Below are 23,359 nucleotides of genomic sequence, written 5' to 3' on the forward strand. Positions count from 1 at the left end.
TTCATCTGCTTGTGGTGAACTTAGCGATCCCGGTTCAGACTTTGCACTGTCAGGTCCAGCGCCTTGTACATATCCAACCGGGCGGAAAGGCCGATATCCGGGTGGTTAAGATCATTGGCCCGTTCCGATGGCAATATCGGGGCGGTCAGGTCATCTGCGTCAGTCGGCTCGAAATCGTACTCTTCACCGATGGTCATGGCGCTACGCCGCAGCAGCATGCGTAACTGTGCTGGCGACAGTTCAGGTTCTATCGACATCATGGCCGCCACCAGCCCGGCCACCAAGGGCGTTGCATAAGAAGTACCGCAATGCGCCTCGCCCCGTTCACCTTCTATCAGAGATGACCCACGCACACAGGCCGCTGCGGTAATATCCACGCGCATGTCGATATTCGATGCACTGCGTTTTATTGCATACCTGGGGTCGGTAACCTGTACATCCTGATCGCTGCGCTCATGCCCACCTACAACAAACAGTTGCTCGGTCACGAACGAGGAGGGCAGACGATACTCGTCCCGGCCAGAAAATGATGACCCGTTACCTGCTGAATTCACGACGACGACATCGGGGTGTTCGCGTCGTAGCCATAAGAAGAACTCTTCAAGCAGTTCCTCGTAACCGCTCATGGCAATACCGGAACGTACTAACGAATCGATCTCCTTCCCGTTAATGTCGATTGCCCCTACCCGGTGAATGCCCCAGCTCCAGTTGAGTACGCGCACACCGTCTTCCACCAGGTTCACCGAGGCGGCGATGTTAGCGGTAATACCTGCATCCGAATTGCGATCCACAATCACATCAAAGCCCGGGCCTACATCGTCCAGCCCACGTAGAAAGCCACTGTTGCCGCCTTCATTCCATGCCGCGGCAAACACACCGGCAACCGTTGTGCCGTGGCCGTCAGGCTCGGTAGCATCGCGGGCATAAACGCAGGTTCTCGTCGATTCAGTGCGGCAGTCACCCAGGTAGTCGGCAAAATCCGGGGCGTCAAAATCAACCTCTCGTTCGATGACGCCAATGCGAATGGGCTGCGTCTCAATATCCCCGCCCTGGCCTTGTAATGATAGGCGTCGCTGGTAAAAATTCACCGCATCCAGAAAGCGGTTGGAGGCCCACTCTTGATTATCCGCGTCGGGTGGGTTGCCCGCTTCACTCTCAATACTCTCTTCTGCCCCCGACTCTTCAATCACCACCGCATCTACGCTGACTTCATTGCCGAGCCTGAGTACTAGTGCGTCGCGCTCATCCAGGTTGCTGGCGGGCAGGCGCAGCTGATAGGTGTTGAGGGGCGGAATCATGCCGACCACCTCGGCGTCATACTTTTCTGCTAAACGCTGGGCTTCTTCGGCGCCATCGTGGCTCTCTTCAATAATCAGGCTGATTAAGTCCACGTAGGTGGTGATGTCATCCATGTTTTTGGCCACCTCTTGGTCCGTAGCTGCTACCACATGGCTGCCCTTGAGGCTGACCCAGATCGGGTTGCTGTGCTGCTCATGCTGCTCAAACCAGAGTGGCCCGCTTTCTGCGTCAGAATCGCTGATGCGCACTCTCACCCGTTCATCGTTGTGGGTGATATCTTCTGCTGGTAGCGACGTACCGTTTAACTTTACCTGAAAGTCGCTGCTATCAAGCCCGCTGACGCGCAGGCAGAATTCTTGGGTATCCATCTGAAGCAGATTGCCGCAGCGCTGCAGTTGTGCGACTCGCAAAGGTTGTTCAGCCGCCGCGACAGTCGCAATCAACATTAACATCAGTGCCGGAACCCATCGGAAAGTGCTCAAATACGTTACTGCCATTACAACTACTCCAAACAATTCGATTAATTGCACGCAGCATAAACGCATTAACTTAACGGAACATGAATCCATTCTGTGCTAGCGGGTAACGTTTACGTTTTAGCGGCTAAACCGGTAACGAAGTTTAGGCAGTGTGCGAGCCACTGGCGGAAGTCGAGTTAACATGACCAGCGCGGCAATAGCGGCATACATGGCCCACTCCTGCATATCGGCGCGCACTACCCAGAAGAAGTGCAGCAGTACCAGACCCAAAATGGCGTAGGAGAATTTGTGTAGCGGCTTCCAGCGCTTGCCTAGGCACTTCATCGCCCAGCGGTTGGAGGTAGCCCCCAGCACGGCAAGGCCAATCAGCGCGATCATGCCGACAATAATGTAGGGGCGTTTGACGATTTCGCTACTCAGCAGCGCCCAGTTAAGCCCCAGAATAAACAGTGCGTAGCTGAGCATATGCAGGGTGGCGTAGGCCAGCGTCCAGAGGCCGAGCTGGCGCCGGATCAGCGCAAAGCCTTTCCAGCGGGTGAGCTTGGCCAGTGGGGTAAGGCTAAGGGTGAATAGCAGCAACCACAGCGCGCCGATACCGATATTCAGCAGTAGGTAGCGCCCCGGTTCGGGGCCTGCGGCGTTATTCGCCACCTGCCAACTCCAGAACAGCAGCGGCGCAAGCGCCGCTAGAAATACCGCGACGCGCCAAGCTAGCCATTTGTACTGCGTTGCCATCAGTAGTTCTTCCTCAAATCTAACCCCGCATACATCTCGGCGACTTCGTCGGCATAGCCATTAAACATTTGGGTATCTATGGTGTTGGTGTTGAACAGGCTATTAGGCAAGCGCCGCTCGGTGGCTTGGCTCCAGCGAGGGTGGTCTACCTCTGGGTTAACGTTGGCATAAAAGCCGTACTCTTCTGCGGCAATTTGCTGCCAGGAGTTAACCGGCTGCTCTTCCACCAGTGAAATCCGCACAATCGACTTGATACTTTTGAAACCGTACTTCCAGGGCACTACCAGCCGCAGTGGCGCGCCGTTTTGGTTGGGCAGCTCACGCCCGTACATCCCCATGGCCAACAGCGTTAATGGATTCATTGCTTCATCTAAGCGAAGACCTTCCACGTAGGGCCAATCGATGATCGAGAACGAGGAGCGCTGCCCGCGCATTTGCTCTGGATCCACCAGGGTTTCAAAGCGCACGTATTTGGCTTTGCTGGTGGGGTCGGCGCGTTTGATCACGTCGGCAAGGGGAATACCCAGCCAGGGAATGACCATCGACCAGGCTTCAACACAGCGCAGGCGATAAATACGCTCTTCAAACTGCGTTGGTTTGGCGAAATCTTCAAGGGCAAAGCGCCCCCCGTTGTTCACTTCACCATCGACCACCACGCTCCAGGGTTGGGTTTCCAGACTGCCCGCATGGCGGGCGGGGTCACCCTTATCAGTGCCGAATTCGAAAAAGTTGTTGTAGCCGCTGGCGTCATCAAAAGGGGCGATTTTATCTTTTTCGGGGTTGCTAGGGGTGATAGCCCGCCACTGAGTTTCGCTGATTTTCTCCTTTAGCCACTCGGGTGCGCTGCTTTCGGGTACATCCGAGTAGTCGGCGTTGGCGCGGGCGTGGCCGGAAAGGGCGAGCCCTGCGCCTAACCCCGCCATACCGCCCATAAAACGCCGCCGGGAGAGGTAGATAGATTCCGGCGTTACGTCGGATTCGTGTAAATCACTCGGTTTGGCAATTTTTATTAGCATGGGGTGTCTCCCGTTAAGGCTATGGCAGTTTTAGGGCGGGCATAGCCGCTTTCTAAAAAAGTGACCGTAAGACGCTGGAATAAATAAAAGGTTCTACATAACTTGTATCGAAGTGTGTTTAAGAATAAGTAGCGGGCGGTCTGTTTGGCGTGCTAACAACAGCTAATGTATTAATGACACGTATGGCTGGCTTAATGATCCTAATACAGACACTCTTCTTTAAGTCTCTAATCTAATGCCAAGGAACCCCATGGCTTCTACACGACGTGATCTCGTGTTGTTAATCGGCCAAGGCGTGATACCGCCTGAACAGGTGGCGCGTGCAGTTCAGGCTTCCGGGCTGCGCCCTTCGCCTCGCGACTGGGCTCTGTTTATTGATCGCCTGTTGCTGTGGCTAGGCGGGTTGGCGCTGGCCTTCGCAGTGCTATTTTTTATTGCTTACAACTGGGCTGAGATGGGGCGCTGGCTGCGTTTTGGCGTGGTACAAACGGCGATGGTGCTGGCGATAGGTATCGCCGTTTGGGGTAAACGCAACCTTACCCTTGAGCGTGTTGCGTTAACGGCCGCGTCTTTGTTGGTGGGCGTGCTGTTGGCGCTGTTTGGTCAGGTGTACCAAACCGGCGCTGACCCCTGGCAGCTGTTTTTTACCTGGGCATTGCTGACGTTGCCCTGGGTCTGGGTGGCCCGTTTTGAACTGCTCTGGGTGATGTGGCTGGGGCTGCTTAATCTGGCCGTCGGGCTCTATTTCCGTACCTGGGGCGACCCGTTTGGCGTGTTGGCCAGCAGCGATGCTGCACTGTGGGGGCTGTTTGGACTCAATACCCTGGCCTTGGCAACCTGGGAATGGGGTGCCCGTTACCGGGGCTGGCCACGGCAGTGCGCGGTACGCTTGCTGGCGGTGGGCAGTGGGGTGTCGATAACACTGTTAACGATGATGTTGATAGCCGATGTAGGTCTCGTATGGTCGGCGGTGCTGGCGATTTATCCACTCTGGTTGGCAGTGCTTTATAGCCTTTACCGCTATTGGCTGCCTGATCTGTTTATGATTGCGGGGGGCGCTGTTTCGCTGTTAACGGTGGCCACGCTTCTGCTAGCCAGGGTGTTGTTGTGGGAGGGAGAGTGGCAGGAGGGGAGTCTAATGCTGATCGCCATTGTGGTGCTGGCGATGGGCGCAGGCGCGGTGGTTTGGCTGAAACGGCTACACCGGGAGATCTCCTAGTCATGAGTAGCACTAATGAGTTAAACGATTTAAAAACCAGGCTCAGCCAAGCGGGCGTTACATTAAACGAGCCAGCAACCCCCGCAACGCTTGAAACGCCTTGGTTTGTGCGGGCACTGCAGGCATTTTCCGGCTGGTTGGCGGCGCTGTTTCTGCTTGGCTTTATCGCCATGGGCGTGGTGTTTGTGGTGGAGAGCACTGCGGCATCAATGGGCCTGGGGCTTGCAATGATCGGCGCGGCTTATGGGCTGTTTCGTCGTGCCCGCAGTGATGTGCTCGAACACTTGGCGCTGGCAGTTAGCTTAGCCGGACAACTGTTAATCGCCTGGGCGGCGGTAGCGTTTTGGCATGAATCTGCTTACCTATTCTGGTCATTGCTAGGCTTGCAGAGCGTACTGGCATTGATCATGCCGAGCCTCGTTCACCGTGCGTTTTCAGCGTTGGCCGCCAGCTTAGCGCTCTATATGGCCTTGGCATTGCACGCCATGGCGCCAATGGCGAGTGGAATGGTTCTACTGGCGCTGACACTGCTCTGGCTAAATGAGTTTCGCTGGCCTGGGCGCATTCGGGACGTACAAGCGTGGGGTTATGGCCTGTTAATAGGGCTATTGGTCATGCAGGGCTTAGCGCATAGCGGCCAGCCGCTTGCCTTCTGGTTTGAGACACATACCATTAACGCTTTTGCATGGACAGCACCCTGGTTGAGCGCCGTGTTAGTCGCGCTCTCTTTGGCAGTGCTGCTATGTACAACGTTTCAATCCCAAACCCATTGGGGGCTCTATCTAAGCTCTGTTGTAGTGCTGCTGATTTCTTTCTATACGCCGGGGGTCGGCGAGGGTGTGGTGCTCTTGCTATTAGGCTTCGCAATGGGGCATCGCCTGGTGATGGGGCTTGGCGTGTTTTCGCTGTTGATGGGCATTGGCAGTTATTACTACTGGCTGGACGCAACGCTGTTAACCAAAGCGCTAACGCTGATGATGCTTGGTGGGCTGCTACTGGCGCTGCGTTGGCTATGGTGGCGGTGGCTAATGGCGGCCAAGCCGACCGCAAAAGGCGTTGCCCATGAGCCATAGCCATAAGCGAAACCGCTGGATCATAGTATTAGCCGCTGTTGTCGTGTTGGTCGTCATTAATGGCTCGATTTGGCAGAAAGAGCGTCACCTAGCCGAGGGTGAAATCGTGTACCTTGAGTTGGCGCCAGTCGATCCGCGCTCATTAATGCAGGGCGACTATATGGCACTGAACTTTGCCCTCGCCAACCAAGCTCACAGCGCACTGTTTCAACAAGACAATGCTCTGCAAGAGGCGCCTCAGAAAGCAAGCAATGGCTATGTGGTTGTACGTTTGGACGAACAGCGTATCGCACACTTTCAGCGCTTGGATGATGGGAGCGCGTTAGCCAATGACGAACGGCGGCTGAAATACCGGCTGCGCAGCGGCCAAGTGCGCTTCGCCACCGATGCATTCTTCTTTCAGGAGGGCCATGCTGAGCGCTACGAGGCTGCCCGTTATGGCCGATTTCGGCTAAATACCAAGGGCGAGCCACTGCTCGTTGCGCTACATGATGGTGAGCTTAACCCCTTGGGCAAAATGGTTAAATGACGTTCTATTACCAAGCCTTAAGGTTTCCCACTACTGCTTAAAACCATACTGCGCCTTGCGCCCTGCAGGCAGGTAAGCTGTAATTCGACCTCCCACTGACAAGGATGGCCCGGTAATAACACCTGGCCTGGCCAAATAATTGGTTCGTCGGTGGTAGGCAGACAAGCCCACCTAAATGAATAAGGTCTTTATGAAAGTAAACGATTCATGGCTCGCATGGGCGGTGTTAGTCCTCACACTGACTTTTTCCAGTCTATGCGCGGCGCAAACTCAAGGAGGAGAGAGCGAAGATAGCCGGTGGTTTACCATCGATACGTTAAATAATGGGCTTGGTGCCCCCCCTGAAGAGGTGAATCGGGTAACACCACGGGAAGCGATCAGGAGCTTTCTGGATCTGACGGATCAGGATGAGTATGAAGCCGCTGCTCATATGCTCAATCTCGCCGAATTCTCAGACGAGGAGCAACGCGAACAGGGGAGTGAGCTAGCCCGGCAGCTAGCGGAAATTTTTCAACGCGGCGAGTGGCTGACCGTCTCTGACCTGCCAGGGCGAGAAGACGCCGTGATTGAAGACCCCGCGGGACAAAATCCCCGCGTTGGCGAGACCCGTCGCAATGTTGAAGTCTCCTCTCTAAAAGCCGATGGCGAAACCTACGATATTCGATTGGGTAGATACCGTGTAGGTGAACAGGAGCCGGTGTGGCTGATCATGCCGATCAGCGTGTCGTATATACCCGTGCTGTATGAGCAATACGGCCCCTCAATGCTGGAAAGCTATATCCCTGAGCGCCTGCAGTCTTCATTTGGCATCTTGAGGATTTGGGAGTGGATTGCCATTCCCGTTTTCTTGCTGTTCATTGTCATGGTCGGGTGGGGTGTCCACCGCTTGATTGGATTAATGTCAAAATGGCTGCCTTCTGGGATGTCGAGCATTTTTGCCAGCCAAATTGGCATGCCCGCAGCGTTGATTGCGATGTCGCTGGTTACCCAGATGCTGCTGGATTATGTGGTGTCTTTTTCGGCGGTCGCCACGACCACTTTCCGGGTGTTGTTAATCAGTATTTTAGCCTGGGGGGTGGGCACGATTGCGCTGCGCTTAGTGGATACTATTATGCTGCGTTTGACGCGGCGTATCGTGGGCGAAATCGACGACACTAAGCCTAGAGATGAGCGCAGGCTACTGACGTCACTCTACGCGTTGCGTCGAGCCATTATTCTGATCACCGTGACCGGTGTATCAATCTACATATTGGGTCAGGTTCAGCTCTTCGAAACGCTTGGCTTATCCATTCTGGCTTCTGCCAGCGTATTAGCCGTCTTAGTCGGTGTGGCGGGACAAACGGTTCTTGGCAATATTCTTTCGTCGTTTCAGCTATCGTTTGCCAAGCCCATACGTATTGGCGACCTGGTGATCTTTGAAGGCGAGTGGTGCTATGTAGAAGGTATCTTTTATACCTTTATCCGGCTTAGGTCCTGGGATGAGCGGCGTTTGATTGTGCCCGTCACTTACTTTACCTCCAAGCCTTTCCAGAACCTCTCGGTCAAGAGCACTAAAATGTATCGGTTCTTGGAGCTAACGCTTCACCTGAGTGCTGATATAGGGCTGTTAAGAGATAAATTTATCGAATTCGCTAAAGAAGAAGATAGCGTTATCGAGCACCATAAACTGCTCTGTTACGTGACCGCGCAAACAGGCACGGCGCAAACGGTCACCTGTTATCTCATGACCTCAGACCCGTTAGCCGGTTGGACAGCGGAAATGAACGTGCGCGAGAAACTGCTGGCCTTTATCCGTGATAACCACCCAGAGTGGTGGCCAAGAGACATTGTGGTGATCAGTCACAACGATATCGCCCGTGGGTCGCAAGGGAAAAGCTCGGGGGAAATGGATAGTGTTGAGGTGAAGCCATCAGAGTAGGTGGCCGCTAAGCAGCGCTACTTTCTCGTGTATAGCAATTTGCTATTTATCGCATTTTGCTATAGTATGGTTATATAAATGAGGGTTTAGCTAGTGCACGTCATCACACAGAAGCGTATTTGGGAAGCTATAGAAGCAAACCCGAATACTGCCACTGCCCTAGAAGCATGGTATCGGCTGATGAAGTCTAATGACCCAAAAGATTTCAATGCCATGAAAGCGCTATTCCCAGCCACTGATAAAGTGGGAAACTTTCACGTTTTTGACATAGGTGGCAACAAGCTGAGGTTAATCGCTGTTGTTCATTATCAGATTAAAAAAGTATTTATCCGCCATATCCTTGATCACAAAGAGTATGACAAGGGTAAGTGGAAAAAGGAGTGACTATGCACGCACTCGTTGAGCAAGCGACGGAACACTGGGTTTATCTTGCCCCTCTTCTTAGCGATCCACATTCCGAAGCTGAATACGATGCCCGGGTCGAGGCGCTTGATGAAATTCTTGATCTTGTCGGTGACGATGAGACACACCCACTTGCCGGCCTGGCGAATCGCTTGGGTGATATCATTGAGTCCTATGATGAAGCACATCGCCCGATGCCTGAGGTGTCTGGAAATGAGGTACTTCGCTACCTTATGCAAGAGCATGGGATAGCGCAGAGCGAGCTACCTGAAATTGGCGCTCAATCGGTGGTGTCTGAAGTTCTCAGTGGGCGCCGCAAGCTGAACTGGCGCCAAATCTGCGAGCTTTCGGAGCGGTTTGGCATCGCAACCGACTCGTTTAAAGAACCCAGGGAAAAGCTACGCGTTTTGACCTGATAAAGCTTTATGGCACTGAGACTACCGAAGTACTACAAGTGAACGCTTTCTACATCACTTTCACTCTTTTTACTGTGCTTGGTAAGTATCATGGTGAGGAAAGGGAAGTTTATGGTGAAAGATGGGTTGGCTAGATGCGTTTAAATATGGTGCAGCGTTTACTACCCGGCTGGGGCGTTACTTATGGCCCACCGGGTGAAGGCCCTTTTCCAGCCATTATGTTGCTGCATGGTTCTGAAGGCGCATGGGCGGGGTGGAGCCATCGTGACGCGATGTTATTAGCTGCCCATGGCTTCCTGGCGTTCCCTTATGGTTACTCAAGCGGCGGTAATGCATGGAATGCGGGGCATATTATTGATTACCCACTGGACCGCAGTGTGGAAGCTTTTCAAGCCCTAAGAGAATTTCGTTTCACTGATGAACGAGTTGGGCTGTATGGCATCTCACGCGGCGCCGAGCATGCGTTATTGCTCGCCTCCCTCATGGCAAGAGATGAGATTGAAGGCGCACCGGATGCGATTGCCGCGCATAGCCCGCCCGATGCTGTGTGCGGTGCCTTTGATTCACGTAGTTTTCGCGATGCGGGTGACCCGGGCTGGCAAGCCTGGGATGTCAGCAAACGCGCCTGGACATGGCGTGATAGTCACGAAGGCTTGCTGCCGACCACGCCGATAGAAATTGAGCGCTACCCTGGGCCGCTGTTTCTTTCCCATGGCACGCAAGACCGAATGTGGTCGGTTGAAATGACCAAGCGCTTGGAAAAACGCCTGCGTGAGAATGGCCGCAGCCCGGAAGTACACTATTACGAAGGTGAAGATCATATACCTAGCAGCGCTGGGCAGAATAAGCACCACGAGCTGCTTCTGGACTTCTTTTCAAAGCACCTTTAAACCTTGAATTCATAGAATAAAGATTCGGCATTTTCCCACCCAAAAAGCCCCTCCTGGCAGCAAAGAGGGGCAGCCTTCATGATGGTATAGTATCTCTACTCTCTAGCTTAGCGCCTATTTCGTGTCTGCCAACTGCGCCTCAGCCAAACGTTTCGCCCCTACAAAATCCGCTTTTCCAGAACCAAGGTGGGGAATTGTCTCCACCGTCAACCAGTGGCTGGGGATCATCATGGCTGGCGTACCGTTGGCGAGCATGGCGGTTTTGATGGTGTTGGCGTTTAGCGCTGTTTCTGAGAGCAGTACAACGCGCTCGCCTTTGCGGTTATCTGGAATGTTCACCGCCATTAGCTCATTCTCTGGTTCCTCTAGAGCCGCTTTAACGGCCGCTTCAACGGCGCTGAGACTGATCATTTCGCCGCCGATCTTGGCAAAGCGGGCGTAGCGGTCAATTAGGGTTAAAAAACCATCCTCATCAACAAAGCCTTTATCGCCAGTTACGTACCAGCATTGGCCATCAATCTCCCTTAGCGCTTGGGCGGTAAGTCGAGGGTTGTTAAGGTAACCCTGCATTATTTGCGGGCCGCTGATCAATATCATGCCCGGCTCGCCGGTGGGCAGCTCTTCAAAGCTATCCGGGTCAACGATTTTAAAGCTGGTGCCGGGCAGTGGCATGCCAACGGAACCTAGCTTACTCCCGCGTTGGATCTGTTGGTAATGAACGCCCATGGCATCGGGTAGATTCACCGAGGCGACGGGGGCGATTTCGGTGGCGCCGTACCCTTCATAAATAGGTTTGTGAAATTTTAGGGCAAAGCTGGTGCGCACATTTTCATCGAGCTTCTCAGCCCCAGCAACCACGATTCTCAAGCTTTGCAGCATCAGCGGATGCACCTTTTGGCTGCGTACAAACAGACGGAGAAAACTTGAGGTGCCGAACATGATAGTGGCTTTGTGCTTGGCAATAGCGCCCGCAATGCCTGGGGCATCGGTGGGGTCGGGGTGGCAGATAAGCGGCAACCCTTCAATTAAAGGCAATAGCTGGGTGACTGTGAGGCCAAAGGCGTGAAACAGCGGTAGCGAACCCATCACGACGTCATTGCTCTGAGTATTCAGTACATCAGAGGTCTGTTTGATATTGGCCATTAGGTTGCGGTGGCTCAACATGACGCCTTTAGGGGCGCCTTCACTGCCACTTGAGAACAGGATGGCAGCGGTGGCGTTGGCATTATGGCTATGACAGAAACCAAGCTGTATTAGCCAAGTCGGCAATATTCGAACCGCAAGCCAAGTAGACAAGCGCTCGGCGTGGCCAATGGAGGTTTGCAGGGTTTCCAGATACACCGCCTGCTTCTTGCTAAGTAACAGGCTAACGTCGAGCCCGCGCTGCTCAAGCTTCTTCACAAAGCGTTGTGAGGTGAAAACAGTGGTGATTTCCGCCTGGGAAAGGGCCGATTCCAGTGCTGCGTGATCGGCGGTGTAGTTAAGATTTACTACCGTTTTACCGGCCAAAAGCGTCGCCATATTGGCAATAACACCAGCACTGCTGGTGGGCAGTAGCAGGCCTACGTTCTGCCCTGGGTTGAGTTTGCGAATACGTTTTGCCAGTAGCAGGCTGGCGGTAAGTGCCTGGCTTGCGTTGAGCGGTTTGCCAAGCGTATCCGCCAAGGCAAGGTTACTTGGACGACGTTTAACGCTTTGAATCCAGGCATTGGGAAGTGTGGGTAGATCCCCCATTGCCCGCTGCCAAGAGCGGGTAGCCTGCTCAAAAATACGCCTTTTAAGTACATCGGCAGGGGTATCTTTAGGCAGCGGTTTACCAAACGCGACGACGACTGAACGGTGCAACGGCGCATTGCGCAGCTCTTTTAATTTGCTGGAGGAGCGAGAGAACTGGCTACCCCACAGGCCGCGCAGGTAGAACGGTACGATCTTGACATCCGGGTTGGCCATTTGACAGGCGCGCTCATAGCCGCGGCGAAATTCGCCTAGCTGGCCATTACGGCTAATCGCGCCTTCAGGAAACAGGCACACCACCTCGCCTGCGTTGAGTTGTTCAGCGACATCGGCCAGTGCCTGTTCGGCACCGCTGCCACGCTCGATGGGAATACAGCCCAGCGCTTTTAAAAACCAGTTGAGGTACCAGCGCTGGTAAACCGATCTGAGCATGACAAAGCGTACCGGGCGAGGGCTGGCGATTTGCACCATGGCCCAGTCCACCCAACTGATATGGTTGCCCAATAACAGCACGCCGCCCTGGGCAGGCAGATTCTGCAAGCCATGCACATCGACTCGATAGCGGCGTGTCAGCAGGAAGCTCAACAGAAAGCGCACCAAACTCTGCGGCAGCTTAACAATCGTGTAGCCACCGCCGACCATCGCCACGGTGGCGATGAGTAGCAGCAGGTAGTGGCTGTCTACACCTGCCAGGGCGAACAGTGCCGTGAGCACCAAAAAGCCCAGCATGGCAATGTTTTGAATCCAGTTATTGGCGGCCAGCACTGTGCCTAACTCGTTGTCGGCGGCGTGAAACTGGATCAGGGCGTTAAGCGGCACAATAAACAGCCCACCCATCATGCCGATAAATACAAAGTTAAGCGCCTGGCTGCCGGGCGTGGTTAACATCGGCAGGCACCACAACCCCACGGCCACCCCAACAGCGCCTACAGGAATCAGTCCGGTCTCGATACGGTTGTGAGAGAGCTTGCTTGCCAGCATGGAGCCCAGCGCAATCCCGATACCGCTAGCGGCGAGAATGCCTTGTAGAACCAGAGTGTTATCGATACTGAGAGCATCTTTGGCATAGGCCGGGAAGGCAGCTAGAAGCACTTGGCCCACCGACCAAAAGGTGGCAAGACCGATAATGGAGAGTCTTATAACGGGCTGGCGGACGATAAGCTGCAGGTTATCTTTCAGCGCAGTACCCTGAATATAGCGCTGCCAGGTCAGCGGGGTATCCGGTCGCGTGATGTTATCCAGCGGCATATGGTAAAGCGTTGCCACCTGGATAGCGCTATTGAGCACCAGTAGCCAGCCCAGCGGCGCAATTTGACGCAACAGCTGCGCCGGAGTGTGATCTTCTGGCGACACCCAGGTCTCAAACAGTGCAGTAAACGCCACGGTGCCCGCCAGAATGGCGCCAATCGTGACGGCTTGGGTCAGCCCGTTAGCTTCCGCCAGTCGCGGCTTGCCGAAAAGCCCTTTGACCAAGCCGTATTTGGCCGGGGAGTAAAAGGCCGATTGAATGGCCAGCAGTAGCGTCATCGCGAACGCCAGCCAAAACCATCCCTGATAGTAAGCAGCGGTAATGCCCAGAGAAACCACCACGGCGACCCAGGCAGATGCACGTAGAATGCGTACCTTGGGGTAGCTGTCGGCAACGTGACCAGCGGGGCTAAACAGTAAGATAAACGGCAGTAAAATTAACCCATTCACCAGTGCTGTGAGCACGACCTGTGTTTCGCCATCGTAACTTTTGAAGATCGTATTTTGAATGACAATCTTGTGCCCCAAATCCACAAAGGCATTGAGAAAAATGGCGATCAGGTAGGGCCAGGCGCCCGGTATGCGCAGCAGTCGATGCATGGTTATATCGCCTTATCGTTTCCTGGTGATTGTGCACTGCCAGCAGTATACCGTCATTGCGCTTATCTGCTCTTGCGGGATGTCGGCACTCAGGTGGCACCGCAAGCTATCAAGCTAAAGCGATGCATCACGAAAGTGAGCGGCTTCTTGTGTTAGCCACCCGATAAAGCGAGCCACTGCCGGGGGTGCTTCCCCATCACTAGGCAAAATCAGATCGTAGGCAAAGGGTGAGCCAAGAGGGTAGTGTTCTCCAAAAGGGCGCACCAAAACACCGCTAGCGAGCCGATCAGCCACCAGCGGGTAGCTGGCCAGTACGACGCCTTGGCCGGCAATGGCCTGATCAAGCGCTAAGCTGAAGAGCGAATAGTGGCGCTGATTAGGTTTCTTCCCCATCGCTACCCCAGTGCTTTTGAACCAGTCGCTCCAGTTAGGGATGTGGCGGCTAGCATGGCTACACCAATCTACCGTAAGCAGTGTCTGCGCTAATAAATCGCTAGGGGTTTGTAGCATTTCCTGCGTTAATAAGGTCGGGGAGCAAACCGGAAATAGCGTGTCTTCGAATAAGCGTAGGCTGTTGACCCCATACCATGGCCCTTGGCCATAGCGCAGCGATAAGCGTGCTCTATTAGGCAGCCACAGCGGCGGCATTAAACGCGCCTCGGCATCCAGAGAGATTTCTATTTGATGCTCATTCGTTTCAAAGCCGGGTAAGCGGGGGAGTAGCCAGAGTTGTAGGAACGAGGGTGGTGCGCTCAGTAGTAATTGAAAAGCTTGTTCTGAACGCTCGGTGACGTTCTGTACGCCGCTGGCGATGCGCAAAAGGCCCGCTTGCACATCTTCAGCAAGCAATCGGCCTGCTTCGGTAACACAAACCCCATTGGCGTGCCTTTCAAAGAGCGCCACCCCCAAATGATCTTCCAGCTGTTTAACTTGACGACTAACCGCGCCAGGCGTCACCCCTATACGGTGAGCTGCGGCTTTGAAGCTGTTATCTCGCACGGCCTCGGCAAACGCGCGCAAGGCATTCAGCGGTAGCCTTTCAATTCTCATAGCGTGAGTTTTCCTAAGCCTAGGTCTGATAAGTAATCGTTTGTGGGCTGTAGCGCTTCCTGGTGCAATGGTCACCTTGATTTTACCGGAGTGCGTAATGAATCATCAAAGGACGGCCTCAGTTATTTCTACTCCCTCTCAACGTAAGTCGGTGGATACCACGGCAGCATCATTAATGCTGCTGTTTTGTTTGGTTTTGGGATTTCAGCAGGTAGCGATCAAAGGCGTGGCTGAGGATATCTCACCCATGGTGCAGATAGCGCTGCGCTCTGCTATCGCTGGGTGCTTGGTGGTATTACTGGCCTATTGGCGGGGCATTCGCTGGGACGATATCAGCCACCACTGGCAGCCTGGGTTGTTAGTTGGCCTTGGGTTTGCTGCTGAGTTTGCTTTTGTCGCCTGTGGGCTAACCTACACACTGGCATCGCACATGTCGGTCTTTCTATACACGGCACCTATCTTCGCTGCCTTGGGATTACACCTATGGGTGCCGGGTGAGCAGCTCTCAAGCCGACAGTGGTGGGGCGTTGGTTTGGCGTTTCTGGGTATGGTGATTGCCATGGCGCCAAGTGGTGCCTATGGCATCGATATTATCATTGGCGATGCGCTGGGTTTGCTTGCTGGTCTCTCGTGGGCAGCCACGACTATTGTGATCCGCAAAACCTCGCTTTCCGAAGCGCCCGCAGAGCTCACTTTGAGCTATCAACTGAGTGTGACAGCGCTGCTGCTGCTGCCAGTGTCGGCGCTGTCGGGGCAGTTAATGAGCGCGCAGTTTACTTCCATGGCGGTTGCTAGCCTCGCTTTTCAGGCGCTGATTATTTCGTTTGCCGCACTGATGCTGTGGTTCACATTACTACGTCGCTATCGCGCGTCCCAGTTGGGCGTGTTCTCTTTTCTAGGCCCGCTTTTCGGCGTGCTTTTTGGTACCCTGTTGCTAAATGAGCCGCTCAGTATCAATTTCGTGCTGGGTGGTGGCGTTATTTTAGCGGGTATTGTCCTGGTGACGCGCTAAATGATTCGCTCTCAGTTGCGCTTCCACCTCTTCCACAATGGTTACAGAAATAGCTATGAGCATCACTCCCTTCCAGGCGCTGGCCTGCCCATTAGATGGCGAACCGCTAATTCGCTCGGGTAGCACATGGAGCTGCCTCGACGGGCATGGCTCTTCAAAACACAGCTTTGATATTGCCAAGCAGGGCTATGTTAATTTATTGCCAGTGCAGCAGAAGCGTTCTCATGACCCGGGCGATAGTAAAGCAATGGTAGCTGCTCGCCAGCGCTTTCTTGAGGCGGGGCATTATCAGCCTATTGCGGATGCGGTGAGTCATGTCGTATTGAGCCATGCTGAAGGGCAAGCAACAGGCAGCCCGCTGTTTAGCTGCCTGGATGCGGGCTGTGGTGAAGGTTACTACCTGCGGCAGTTGGTTCATGCGGCTTCCTCCTCACTGTCACTGATAGGGCTGGATATCTCTAAATGGGCGGTGCAGGCTGCCGCCAAACAAGAGGCTAAGCAATCACCGCTCAGCAGTTGGGTAGTGGGTAGCAATGCGCATTTGCCGGTGCAGTCGGAAACGTTGGATTGCGTGCTGTGTATGTTTGGCTTTCCGGTAGTGAGCGAGTTTGCTCGGGTATTGAAAACTGGCGGTGTATGGCTACAAGTGGAGGCAGGGCCCGATCATTTGCGGGAGTTGCGGGAGATTATCTACCCGACGTTAAAGCCTGAGCGTTCAAGCGAGGTAGAAACACCGGCGGCCTTTACGCACCATAGCGGCGAGAGAGTAAGCTACTCGCTAGCGCTAAATGGAAAAGAGGAAATTGCCGATTTGTTGGCGATGACGCCGCATCTTTACCGGGCCAGCGCTGAGGGGCGTGCTCGCGCAGCGGCACTTGTTAGTCTGGAAGTGACGGTAGATGTGCGGGTAGAGCAGTGGCTGCGTACCTAGCCTGGGCTACGCTCAAAAGAATCTGCTAGAAGTGATATCTCTAAACGCAACAAAGCCCGCATAAGCGGGCCTTGTTATCCGAATCTCGAAAGATTCGGGCAAATTCTAAAGTGCTATATCTTAAGAGCTAAGTCTTAAGAAATTTAGACTTAAGAGATTTGCTTGATGTTTGAAGCTTGAAGGCCTTTCTTACCCTGGGTAACGTCAAAAGAAACGTTAGCGCCTTCTTGCAGGGTTTTGAAGCCGTCTGCTTGAATTTCAGAGAAATGGGCAAATAGGTCATCGCCACCGTCAGAAGGAGCAATAAAACCGAAGCCTTTAGTATCGTTGAACCACTTAACTGTGCCAGTAGACATAGTAAAAATCCTTTCGCGCAATGCGATTTGTAAAGTTCCTGGTATCACCCAGATTAATAGCGGATAAAACAAGGAATACAATTACAGGCTTGCCGAAAGATCTCGTACACGTCTATCTCGTACATATCTAAATCTTTTTCGTACACTTCTGAAACCATGCTTGCTTGCTAACCAACTGACGCTACAGTGTCACGGATTGTTCGATGTGTCAAAGCCTTTATGGATTATCTTGCCTATGGGATTAGTAAAAGGCGCTATTGCCAGCCCATTTTCCATACGCTGTCATCTTTTAAGTTTTGCCACGGCACAATGCGTTCGCGATGAGAATGAATAGCCTCAATCACTACCTCAACTACGTTCTCATCTTCGTCGCGCAGCAGTTGGGTAACCATAAAGTGCTTCTCTTTATTACGAGGCTGGACAGCCGTCCATTTGCTGAGATGTAGTTTGCTCGGGTTGATCGTATACATTAACGCTCCTAGACAAAGCTGCCGCGTGCTAGCTGTCATACTGCTTTATGCGTTTACTCTTGTACCCAATTTTCAATACCCAGTTCAGCGCTTAGGCTTCTGAGTATTTCGGTCCGTTCGCGGCCGCTTTCAGAGTGGCAGCCTGTATCGTGTTCAAGCACCGCTTGTTCGCCATTTTGGTTAACCCAGGTCACTGTGTAGTGTGGCAGGTCGGTGGCGCGGGGTTCACAATCAAGAGGTTGCTGTGTTGTTCCCATATCGGGCTGGATTGGCGCTAGTCGCTCTTGCAGCGAAAGAAAGGCGGTAGCACTGCCTGACTGCATGCGCTCGCCTTCAACGGCAGTATGGCGTTCGCCCATGTAGCGGGTGGTGCCATCCGCTTTAACTTCCACGCTGTATACAGGGCATGTGCCGTAGCAAGGCCCTACTTCGTAACGGATTTCAGCTAGGTCGTTGGCGCTGGTTGTGGTGTGTTGCTGCGCACAACCCGTCATCATTAATGCCAGTGTGGATACCGCGAAGCAGGTAGTTGGAAAGCGCATGTAAAAACTCCATTTTTTGAAAAGAAAATCTGGCCTGATGCGTTATTTGCAAAGGTTTTAATGAGTGCCAGAAATACGCCAATGCTTGAATTAGGGTATTCAGCTTTGCAGTGTAGTTTAACGTCATCAGTTTCCATAAAGTAATCGCTAAATTAACAAGCATGCACAAAGTTGTGCGTTATTGAGGAGTCTGCGTTACCAACACTACCGGGCCTTCATCCCTGATAGAGGCCCGGTGGCTTCTAGCGGTTACTCTTGCCGATATAGCACCATGCCACCGTGGTAGAGCACATCATCAATGAACTCACCATCAGCGGTGAAGCCTGTGTCATCCCAGTACTCTATGTAGTTATCCGTTACTTGATAGCGGCCTTGGTAAGCGCTTTCGCGTTCGCCCCGAGCTTCATCATAACGATTGTTGATTAGCAGCTCATGCCGAATTCGGCCATCACCGGTTACCCACATACCAACATAGGGGTGGTCTGCCATGGTGTTGTCTCCTGTATCCGGGGGTGTTTGTGCCGATGTCAGTGCTGGCATAATCGTGATGATGCCAGCGACGACCAAGGCGCGTTTCGCGTAGATGGGAAGCTTGGTGTCTTGCATGTGAAATCGCTCGCTCTAAGCGCCAAGCGTGGGGAAACAGCTAGGGCTCGACGCATACAGTGTTATTGGCTGGCGGTGGGCCGCACCACGATATCGCTGGTGTCGATATCGTCCGGTTGATTGATCGCGTGGGCGATCGCCGAGGCAATGGCTTCGGGTTTAAGCGCAATCTGACGGTAAGTCACCATGGCTTTAGCGGCATCAGGATCGGTAATAGTATTCGCCAGTTCCGATTCCACCACACCGGGGTAAACGCAGGTAACGCGGATGTTGTCGGTTTCCTGGCGTAACCCATCAGAAATAGCGCGAACCGCGTATTTGGTGGCGCAGTAGACCGCGGCGGTTGGGGCGACCGTGAATCCGCCAATGGAAGAGACGTTGATGACTTGGCCGCCTTCCTGGGCTTGCAGGGTAGGCAAGGTGGCGGCAATGCCATTGAGTACGCCACGAATATTGACGTCGATCATCTGGTTCCACTCATCGACTTTGAGCGATGCCAGCGGCGAGAGCGGCATAATGCCAGCGTTATTGACGATGACATCGATGCGGCCATGCAACGTAAGTGCGTAATCTGCGAAGGCCTGCATATCTTCCAGGCTGGTGACATCCAGTGTCCGGTAATCCACCGTGCCACCTTCAGCACGAATGGTTTTGGTCAACGCTTCTAATTTATCGGTTCGCCGTGCGCCAATGACCAGACGGTGCCCTTGGCCCGCTAACCAGCGGGCAGTGGCTTCGCCAATACCGCTGCTGGCACCGGTTAGTAAGATCACTTTTGATGAAGGGTTGGTTGATGAGTGATTAGTTGAAACTGTCATGTGATCATCCTCTCGTTGATAAGTGCCTGGAGAAGATTAGCTAGCGGTAGCTCATGGCAATAGAGTCGATTCTATTGGATGTTTGCCTAATCCTATTGATAACGCTGTGTCACACTAATCGCGTGGTGTGCCCGGGTATAAAATCATCAATTTAAATCTGCAGGGGCTCAAATGACACGTATATGGAAAGCCTATTTTAAGGCGTCACTGATTTTGCGCGTCACCATCGCGCTGGTGCTAGGGGTGGTGGTGGGGCTAGTCGGAGGTGAGTCGGTCACCATATGGCTGGCGCCATTAGGCGATTTGTTGCTTCGTCTGCTTACTTTCCTGATTGTCCCCATCGTGCTGTTTACCCTGATGGTGGGGGTGAATCAGTCTCGTGAGGGGAGCGCCGGCCGTGTGGGCGGCAAGGTGTTTGGCTATTACCTGGTTTCGTCGGCGCTGGCGATCATGGTGGGATTAAGCGTGGCGACCCTGTTTAGCCCCGGTAGTGGGATGGTGCTGGATGAGCAAGCCAGTTTTTCGGTGCCCGATAATCCCGGCGTTGTCGATACACTGCTTAATATCGTGCCCAATAACATTATCGGTGCGTTTGCCGAGCTCAATATGCTGGGCATTATTTTTACAGCGCTGGTGTTTGGCATTGCTCTGCTGAAAATGCGCCAGTCGGAACACCAGCATGCCATGGGGGAGCGACTATATGGCGTGATTGAAACGCTAAACGAGGTCACTTTAAAAGTGATGTCGGGGGTGCTGCACTATGTGCCTATCGGGGTGTTTGCGATTGTTGCTGAAACGGTAAGTCAGCAGGGGTTGGAAACGCTGCTCTCATTGGGCGATATGGTGGTCGTGCTGTATATCGCGTTGGCAACCCATTTACTGATTTATTGCGGCATCATGCGGCTGTTTGGCGTGAAGTTACGCACCTTCTTCAGCGAGGCTCGCACGCCAATGGCAACGGCGTTTGCGACGCAAAGTAGCTCTGGCACTCTGCCGCTCACGATTAATGCTGCTCATCGTTTGGGAATTTCCAAAAGCATTTATGGCTTTAGCCTGCCGCTAGGGGCTACTTTAAATATGGATGGGGCGGCAATTCGTATTGCTATTTCGGCGGTCTTTGCGGCCAACGTCATTGGCGCACCGCTGGACTTTGTCAGCATGGTACAGATAGTGCTGATTGGCACATTGGTATCGGTAGGTACGGCGGGGGTGCCAGGGGCAGGGATCATTATGATCGCCACGGTATTTGCTCAAGTGGGGCTGCCCATTGAAACCGTCGCGCTGCTCACCGCTATCGATGCATTGGTAGGTATGGGGGCTACGGCACTCAACGTAACGGGCGATTTAGTCGGTACCTCTGTTATCGCTCGCAGCGAAGGTGAGCAGTTGAGCGATCACCCTCCTGAGGAGGCAACTGCAGAGGTGAAAAGCTAAGGGAGTAGTTTTTTTGAGAATAAAAAAAGCCGCCTAGATATTGGCCTAGGCGGCATTAGACTCATTCAACTAATTCAGCAGCTTCTGGTTCAACCGCCTATAGTTCAATCGTTTCTATTTCATCGATGACTAGTGCTTCAGGATCACATAGAACGCGTGGATGATGCCTGGAATGAAGCCAAATAGCGTTAGAATAATGTTCAGCCAGAAATGCCCTTTAAAACCGACCTCAAAAAATACGCCGAGTGGTGGAAGTATAACGGCAAAAATCATCTTAATCGGATCAGTCGCTGTAAACGCCATGAAGCCTCCTTTGCTTTCAGGTATGTAACTTGTACAAGTGTAGGCACTATCAGGATATTTATCCAGGCCTTGGTTAACATGCTGAGACTGGCTAAATAGAAAATCGTTCAATTTCGCTATTAATTTTCGCTATCAGCTATTTGGGAGGGACCCCGTGTTCAAAGTACCTTTAAAAGTGACCACTACGTCTATTGGCATACTGGGCTGTCTTGCTTCAGCTCAAAGTTGGGCCCAGCAGGCTGCGCCCAGTGGTAATGCGATGGCAACGATTGAAGTAACAGCGCCACGCTTAGCACGTGAGCTATACGCCACCCCCGCGGCGGTTTCAACACTCGATCAGGAGGCGATTGCTCAAGGCCAGCAGCGCACGCGCTTGGATGAGGCGCTGGTGCGCGTGCCGGGTGTTTTTCTGCAAAACCGCGATAACTTTGCTCAGGGACAGCGAATCTCTATACGCGGTTTTGGTGCCCGGGCGCCGTTTGGCGTGCGCGGCATTACCGTGATGGTCGATGGCATTCCCTATACGCTGCCCGATGGCCAGGCGCAGTTAGATGCTATTGATCTGGACAGTGCCGAGCGTATCGAAGTGATTCGTGGGCCCTCTTCGGTGCTCTACGGCAACGCGGCGGGTGGGGTGATTGATATCACCACTGCGGATGGGCGCGAAAACCCTGGTTCAAGCGTACGCACCGAGGTAGGGAGTGACGGCTACCGTAAGGCCGTTGTGCAAACCGGTGGCGCCCAAGGTGATTGGTCGCACCACGTGAGCTTCTCTGCGCTCAACGTGGATGGCTACCGGGAGCAGAGCTCCACGGAAAAGTACCTGTTGAACGCCAAGCTGCGCCGTGAGTTAGGCAGTGACCGGGCGCTAACCGCCATTATCAACCTGCTGGATAACCCTCGCTCTGAAGACCCCGGCGCGCTTAATGCCCGTGAAGTGGCAAATGGCCGCGATCAAGCGGCACCAAACTCATTGGCGCTGGATGCAGGACAGAACGTCGATCAACAGCTTCTTGGCTTACAGTACGAAGATTTGTCTGCAGGTTCAGGCAAGTTTTACCTAAAAGGCTTTATTTCCCAACGCGATTTTGAACAGCAACTGCCCTATGTGGGCGATAGCCGCATCGGCTACCAGCGTGATTACCTGGGCGCGAGTGCCGAGTATCACCATGAAGTGAGCTTGGGCAGCCTGCCGCTGAGCTATATCACCGGGGTTGATGTGGCCCGCCAAGACGACGAGCGCTTCCGCAATGATGTAAACGGCCAAGGCGTTGTCGGCGAGCAGTTGGCGGAAGAGACCCAGACGGCGACCTCGGCTGGGGTATTTGCCCAGGGCGATTTAGCGCTGACCGAACAGGTCACGCTCTCGCTGGGTGCGCGCTTTGATCGGGTTGAATTGGAGGTAGATGACCGCTTTCAGAGCGATGGCGATCAAAGTGTTGAGCAGACCTTTAATGAGTGGAGCGGCTCGGCGGGGTTAAGCTACCGTTATCGCCCCCAGCACCAGGCGTATATCAACACCGGTACAGCGTTCGAGACACCGACGTTCTCCGAGTTTGCGAACCCGGCGGGCGGTGGTTTTAATCCCTCTGTATCGCCGCAAAAAGCATGGAACCGCGAGGTGGGGCTGCGTGGTTATGTTGAGCCACTGGCGATGGATTACGATCTGACGCTGTTTTCAGTACGCGTGCGCGATGAGCTGGTGCCGTTTGATGAGGGCGGCCGCACGTTCTATCAAAACGCAGGGGATACTGATCGTGACGGTATCGAGCTGGCGCTGGGGTGGCAGGTGGCCAGTCAGTGGCGGCTGGATAGCGCCTTGACGCTGGCGCGCTATGAGTTTGATCAATTTGCCACACCGACGGAAAGCTTTGGCGGTAATCGCATTCCTGGCTTGCCTGAACAAACCTGGGTCAATCAGCTAACTTGGCAAGGGATTGATGAGCGCTTCGCCACCCTGGAAACCCAGTACGTGGGCGACTTGGTAGCGGACAATGCCAATGAAACAGAGGTCGATAGCTATTGGCTGGTAAACCTACGGGTAGGGGATGGCTGGCAGTTAGGAAGCGATACACGGCTGAATGCTTACGTTGGTGTGCGCAATCTACTTGATGAAGAGCACTACGCCAACGTGCGCTTAAATGGCACCTTTGGGCGTTTCTACGAACCGGCCCCTGGGCGCAGTGTTTATGGCGGGCTAGAGGTACGTTTCTAAGAAGTACTTTACTAAAAGCGTTATAAATAAAAACGGGCGGCGCTCATTGATGAGGCCGCCCGTT

General features: G+C 53.6%; 22 protein-coding genes. 11 read left to right on the forward strand and 11 right to left on the reverse strand.

Going from position 1 to position 23,359, the window contains the following annotated elements:
* Positions 1-20: 20 nt before the first annotated feature.
* The 3 genes from MLE19_RS10190 to msrP form a co-directional block, all read right to left on the reverse strand.
* Entirely contained in the window at positions 21-1,796 is a 1,776-nt protein-coding gene (locus MLE19_RS10190) for a S8/S53 family peptidase (RefSeq protein ID WP_240718075.1), read from the reverse strand.
* Between the two features lie 99 nt (positions 1,797-1,895).
* Complete coding sequence (gene msrQ, locus MLE19_RS10195; RefSeq protein WP_240718076.1) at positions 1,896-2,513, reverse strand: protein-methionine-sulfoxide reductase heme-binding subunit MsrQ; 618 nt, start codon at positions 2,511-2,513, stop codon at positions 1,896-1,898.
* A complete protein-coding gene (msrP, locus tag MLE19_RS10200) occupies positions 2,513-3,529 on the reverse strand; it encodes a protein-methionine-sulfoxide reductase catalytic subunit MsrP (RefSeq protein ID WP_240718077.1) in 1,017 nt (338 codons plus the stop codon). The genes msrQ and msrP overlap by 1 nt, the downstream gene beginning before the upstream one ends.
* A gap of 250 nt (positions 3,530-3,779) precedes the next feature.
* Here msrP and MLE19_RS10205 point away from each other — a divergent pair, with 250 nt between their 5' ends.
* The 7 genes from MLE19_RS10205 (at position 3,780) to MLE19_RS10235 (ending at position 9,976) form a co-directional block, all read left to right on the forward strand.
* Complete coding sequence (locus tag MLE19_RS10205) at positions 3,780-4,748, forward strand: DUF2157 domain-containing protein (protein ID WP_240718078.1); 969 nt, start codon at positions 3,780-3,782, stop codon at positions 4,746-4,748.
* Positions 4,749-4,750: 2 nt separating this feature from the next.
* Positions 4,751-5,821 carry a DUF4401 domain-containing protein gene (locus MLE19_RS10210; protein ID WP_240718079.1) on the forward strand — a complete coding sequence of 357 codons (1,071 nt, stop codon included), beginning with the start codon at positions 4,751-4,753 and terminating at the stop codon, positions 5,819-5,821.
* Entirely contained in the window at positions 5,811-6,350 is a 540-nt protein-coding gene (locus tag MLE19_RS10215) for a GDYXXLXY domain-containing protein (protein ID WP_240718080.1), read from the forward strand. The genes MLE19_RS10210 and MLE19_RS10215 overlap by 11 nt, the downstream gene beginning before the upstream one ends.
* Positions 6,351-6,540: 190 nt before the next feature.
* Complete coding sequence (locus MLE19_RS10220) at positions 6,541-8,268, forward strand: mechanosensitive ion channel family protein (RefSeq protein ID WP_240718081.1); 1,728 nt, start codon at positions 6,541-6,543, stop codon at positions 8,266-8,268.
* A 93-nt stretch (positions 8,269-8,361) separates the two neighbouring features.
* Positions 8,362-8,652: a type II toxin-antitoxin system HigB family toxin gene (locus MLE19_RS10225; protein ID WP_240718082.1), complete on the forward strand. Its 291-nt coding sequence runs from the start codon at positions 8,362-8,364 to the stop codon at positions 8,650-8,652.
* A 2-nt stretch (positions 8,653-8,654) separates the two neighbouring features.
* Positions 8,655-9,086 (forward strand): helix-turn-helix domain-containing protein, encoded by a 432-nt coding sequence (locus MLE19_RS10230; RefSeq protein WP_240718083.1) that lies wholly within the window; start codon positions 8,655-8,657, stop codon positions 9,084-9,086.
* A 134-nt stretch (positions 9,087-9,220) separates the two neighbouring features.
* On the forward strand, positions 9,221-9,976 hold the full coding sequence (locus MLE19_RS10235) for an alpha/beta hydrolase family protein (protein WP_240718084.1): 756 nt from the start codon (positions 9,221-9,223) through the stop codon (positions 9,974-9,976).
* A gap of 114 nt (positions 9,977-10,090) precedes the next feature.
* Here MLE19_RS10235 and MLE19_RS10240 read toward each other — a convergent pair whose 3' ends face one another.
* Both MLE19_RS10240 and MLE19_RS10245 read right to left on the reverse strand, forming a co-directional pair.
* Positions 10,091-13,558, reverse strand: coding sequence for an acyl-[ACP]--phospholipid O-acyltransferase (locus MLE19_RS10240; RefSeq protein ID WP_240718085.1), 3,468 nt, complete (start codon positions 13,556-13,558; stop codon positions 10,091-10,093).
* A gap of 114 nt (positions 13,559-13,672) precedes the next feature.
* Positions 13,673-14,608 carry a LysR substrate-binding domain-containing protein gene (locus tag MLE19_RS10245; protein WP_240718086.1) on the reverse strand — a complete coding sequence of 312 codons (936 nt, stop codon included), beginning with the start codon at positions 14,606-14,608 and terminating at the stop codon, positions 13,673-13,675.
* A gap of 97 nt (positions 14,609-14,705) precedes the next feature.
* Here MLE19_RS10245 and MLE19_RS10250 point away from each other — a divergent pair, with 97 nt between their 5' ends.
* Entirely contained in the window at positions 14,706-15,620 is a 915-nt protein-coding gene (locus MLE19_RS10250; protein ID WP_240718087.1) for a DMT family transporter, read from the forward strand.
* A gap of 55 nt (positions 15,621-15,675) precedes the next feature.
* On the forward strand, positions 15,676-16,551 hold the full coding sequence (locus MLE19_RS10255) for a putative RNA methyltransferase (protein ID WP_240718088.1): 876 nt from the start codon (positions 15,676-15,678) through the stop codon (positions 16,549-16,551).
* Between the two features lie 149 nt (positions 16,552-16,700).
* Here the strand turns inward: MLE19_RS10255 and MLE19_RS10260 are convergent, their stop codons facing one another.
* From MLE19_RS10260 to MLE19_RS10280, 5 genes are all read right to left on the reverse strand, one after another.
* Positions 16,701-16,907, reverse strand: coding sequence for a cold-shock protein (locus MLE19_RS10260; protein WP_007111402.1), 207 nt, complete (start codon positions 16,905-16,907; stop codon positions 16,701-16,703).
* Between the two features lie 254 nt (positions 16,908-17,161).
* Positions 17,162-17,377, reverse strand: a complete 216-nt coding sequence (locus tag MLE19_RS10265) for a TIGR02450 family Trp-rich protein (protein ID WP_240718089.1) — start codon at positions 17,375-17,377, stop codon at positions 17,162-17,164.
* Positions 17,378-17,430: 53 nt separating this feature from the next.
* A complete protein-coding gene (locus tag MLE19_RS10270; RefSeq protein ID WP_240718090.1) occupies positions 17,431-17,919 on the reverse strand; it encodes a DUF6438 domain-containing protein in 489 nt (162 codons plus the stop codon).
* Positions 17,920-18,168: 249 nt separating this feature from the next.
* Positions 18,169-18,525 carry an Atu4866 domain-containing protein gene (locus MLE19_RS10275; RefSeq protein ID WP_240718091.1) on the reverse strand — a complete coding sequence of 119 codons (357 nt, stop codon included), beginning with the start codon at positions 18,523-18,525 and terminating at the stop codon, positions 18,169-18,171.
* 62 nt (positions 18,526-18,587) lie between these two features.
* Complete coding sequence (locus MLE19_RS10280; protein WP_240718092.1) at positions 18,588-19,343, reverse strand: SDR family oxidoreductase; 756 nt, start codon at positions 19,341-19,343, stop codon at positions 18,588-18,590.
* Positions 19,344-19,514: 171 nt separating this feature from the next.
* On the opposite strand from MLE19_RS10280, the gene MLE19_RS10285 reads away from it, so the two are divergent.
* Positions 19,515-20,777: a dicarboxylate/amino acid:cation symporter gene (locus MLE19_RS10285; RefSeq protein WP_240718093.1), complete on the forward strand. Its 1,263-nt coding sequence runs from the start codon at positions 19,515-19,517 to the stop codon at positions 20,775-20,777.
* A 129-nt stretch (positions 20,778-20,906) separates the two neighbouring features.
* Here MLE19_RS10285 and MLE19_RS10290 read toward each other — a convergent pair whose 3' ends face one another.
* A complete protein-coding gene (locus tag MLE19_RS10290; protein WP_035538925.1) occupies positions 20,907-21,080 on the reverse strand; it encodes a YqaE/Pmp3 family membrane protein in 174 nt (57 codons plus the stop codon).
* A 154-nt stretch (positions 21,081-21,234) separates the two neighbouring features.
* Here MLE19_RS10290 and MLE19_RS10295 point away from each other — a divergent pair, with 154 nt between their 5' ends.
* On the forward strand, positions 21,235-23,295 hold the full coding sequence (locus MLE19_RS10295; RefSeq protein ID WP_240718094.1) for a TonB-dependent receptor family protein: 2,061 nt from the start codon (positions 21,235-21,237) through the stop codon (positions 23,293-23,295).
* Positions 23,296-23,359 lie beyond the last annotated feature (64 nt).

Origin of the sequence: Vreelandella neptunia (assembly GCF_022489065.1) — a bacterium.
GTDB lineage: Bacteria > Pseudomonadota > Gammaproteobacteria > Pseudomonadales > Halomonadaceae > Vreelandella > Vreelandella neptunia_A.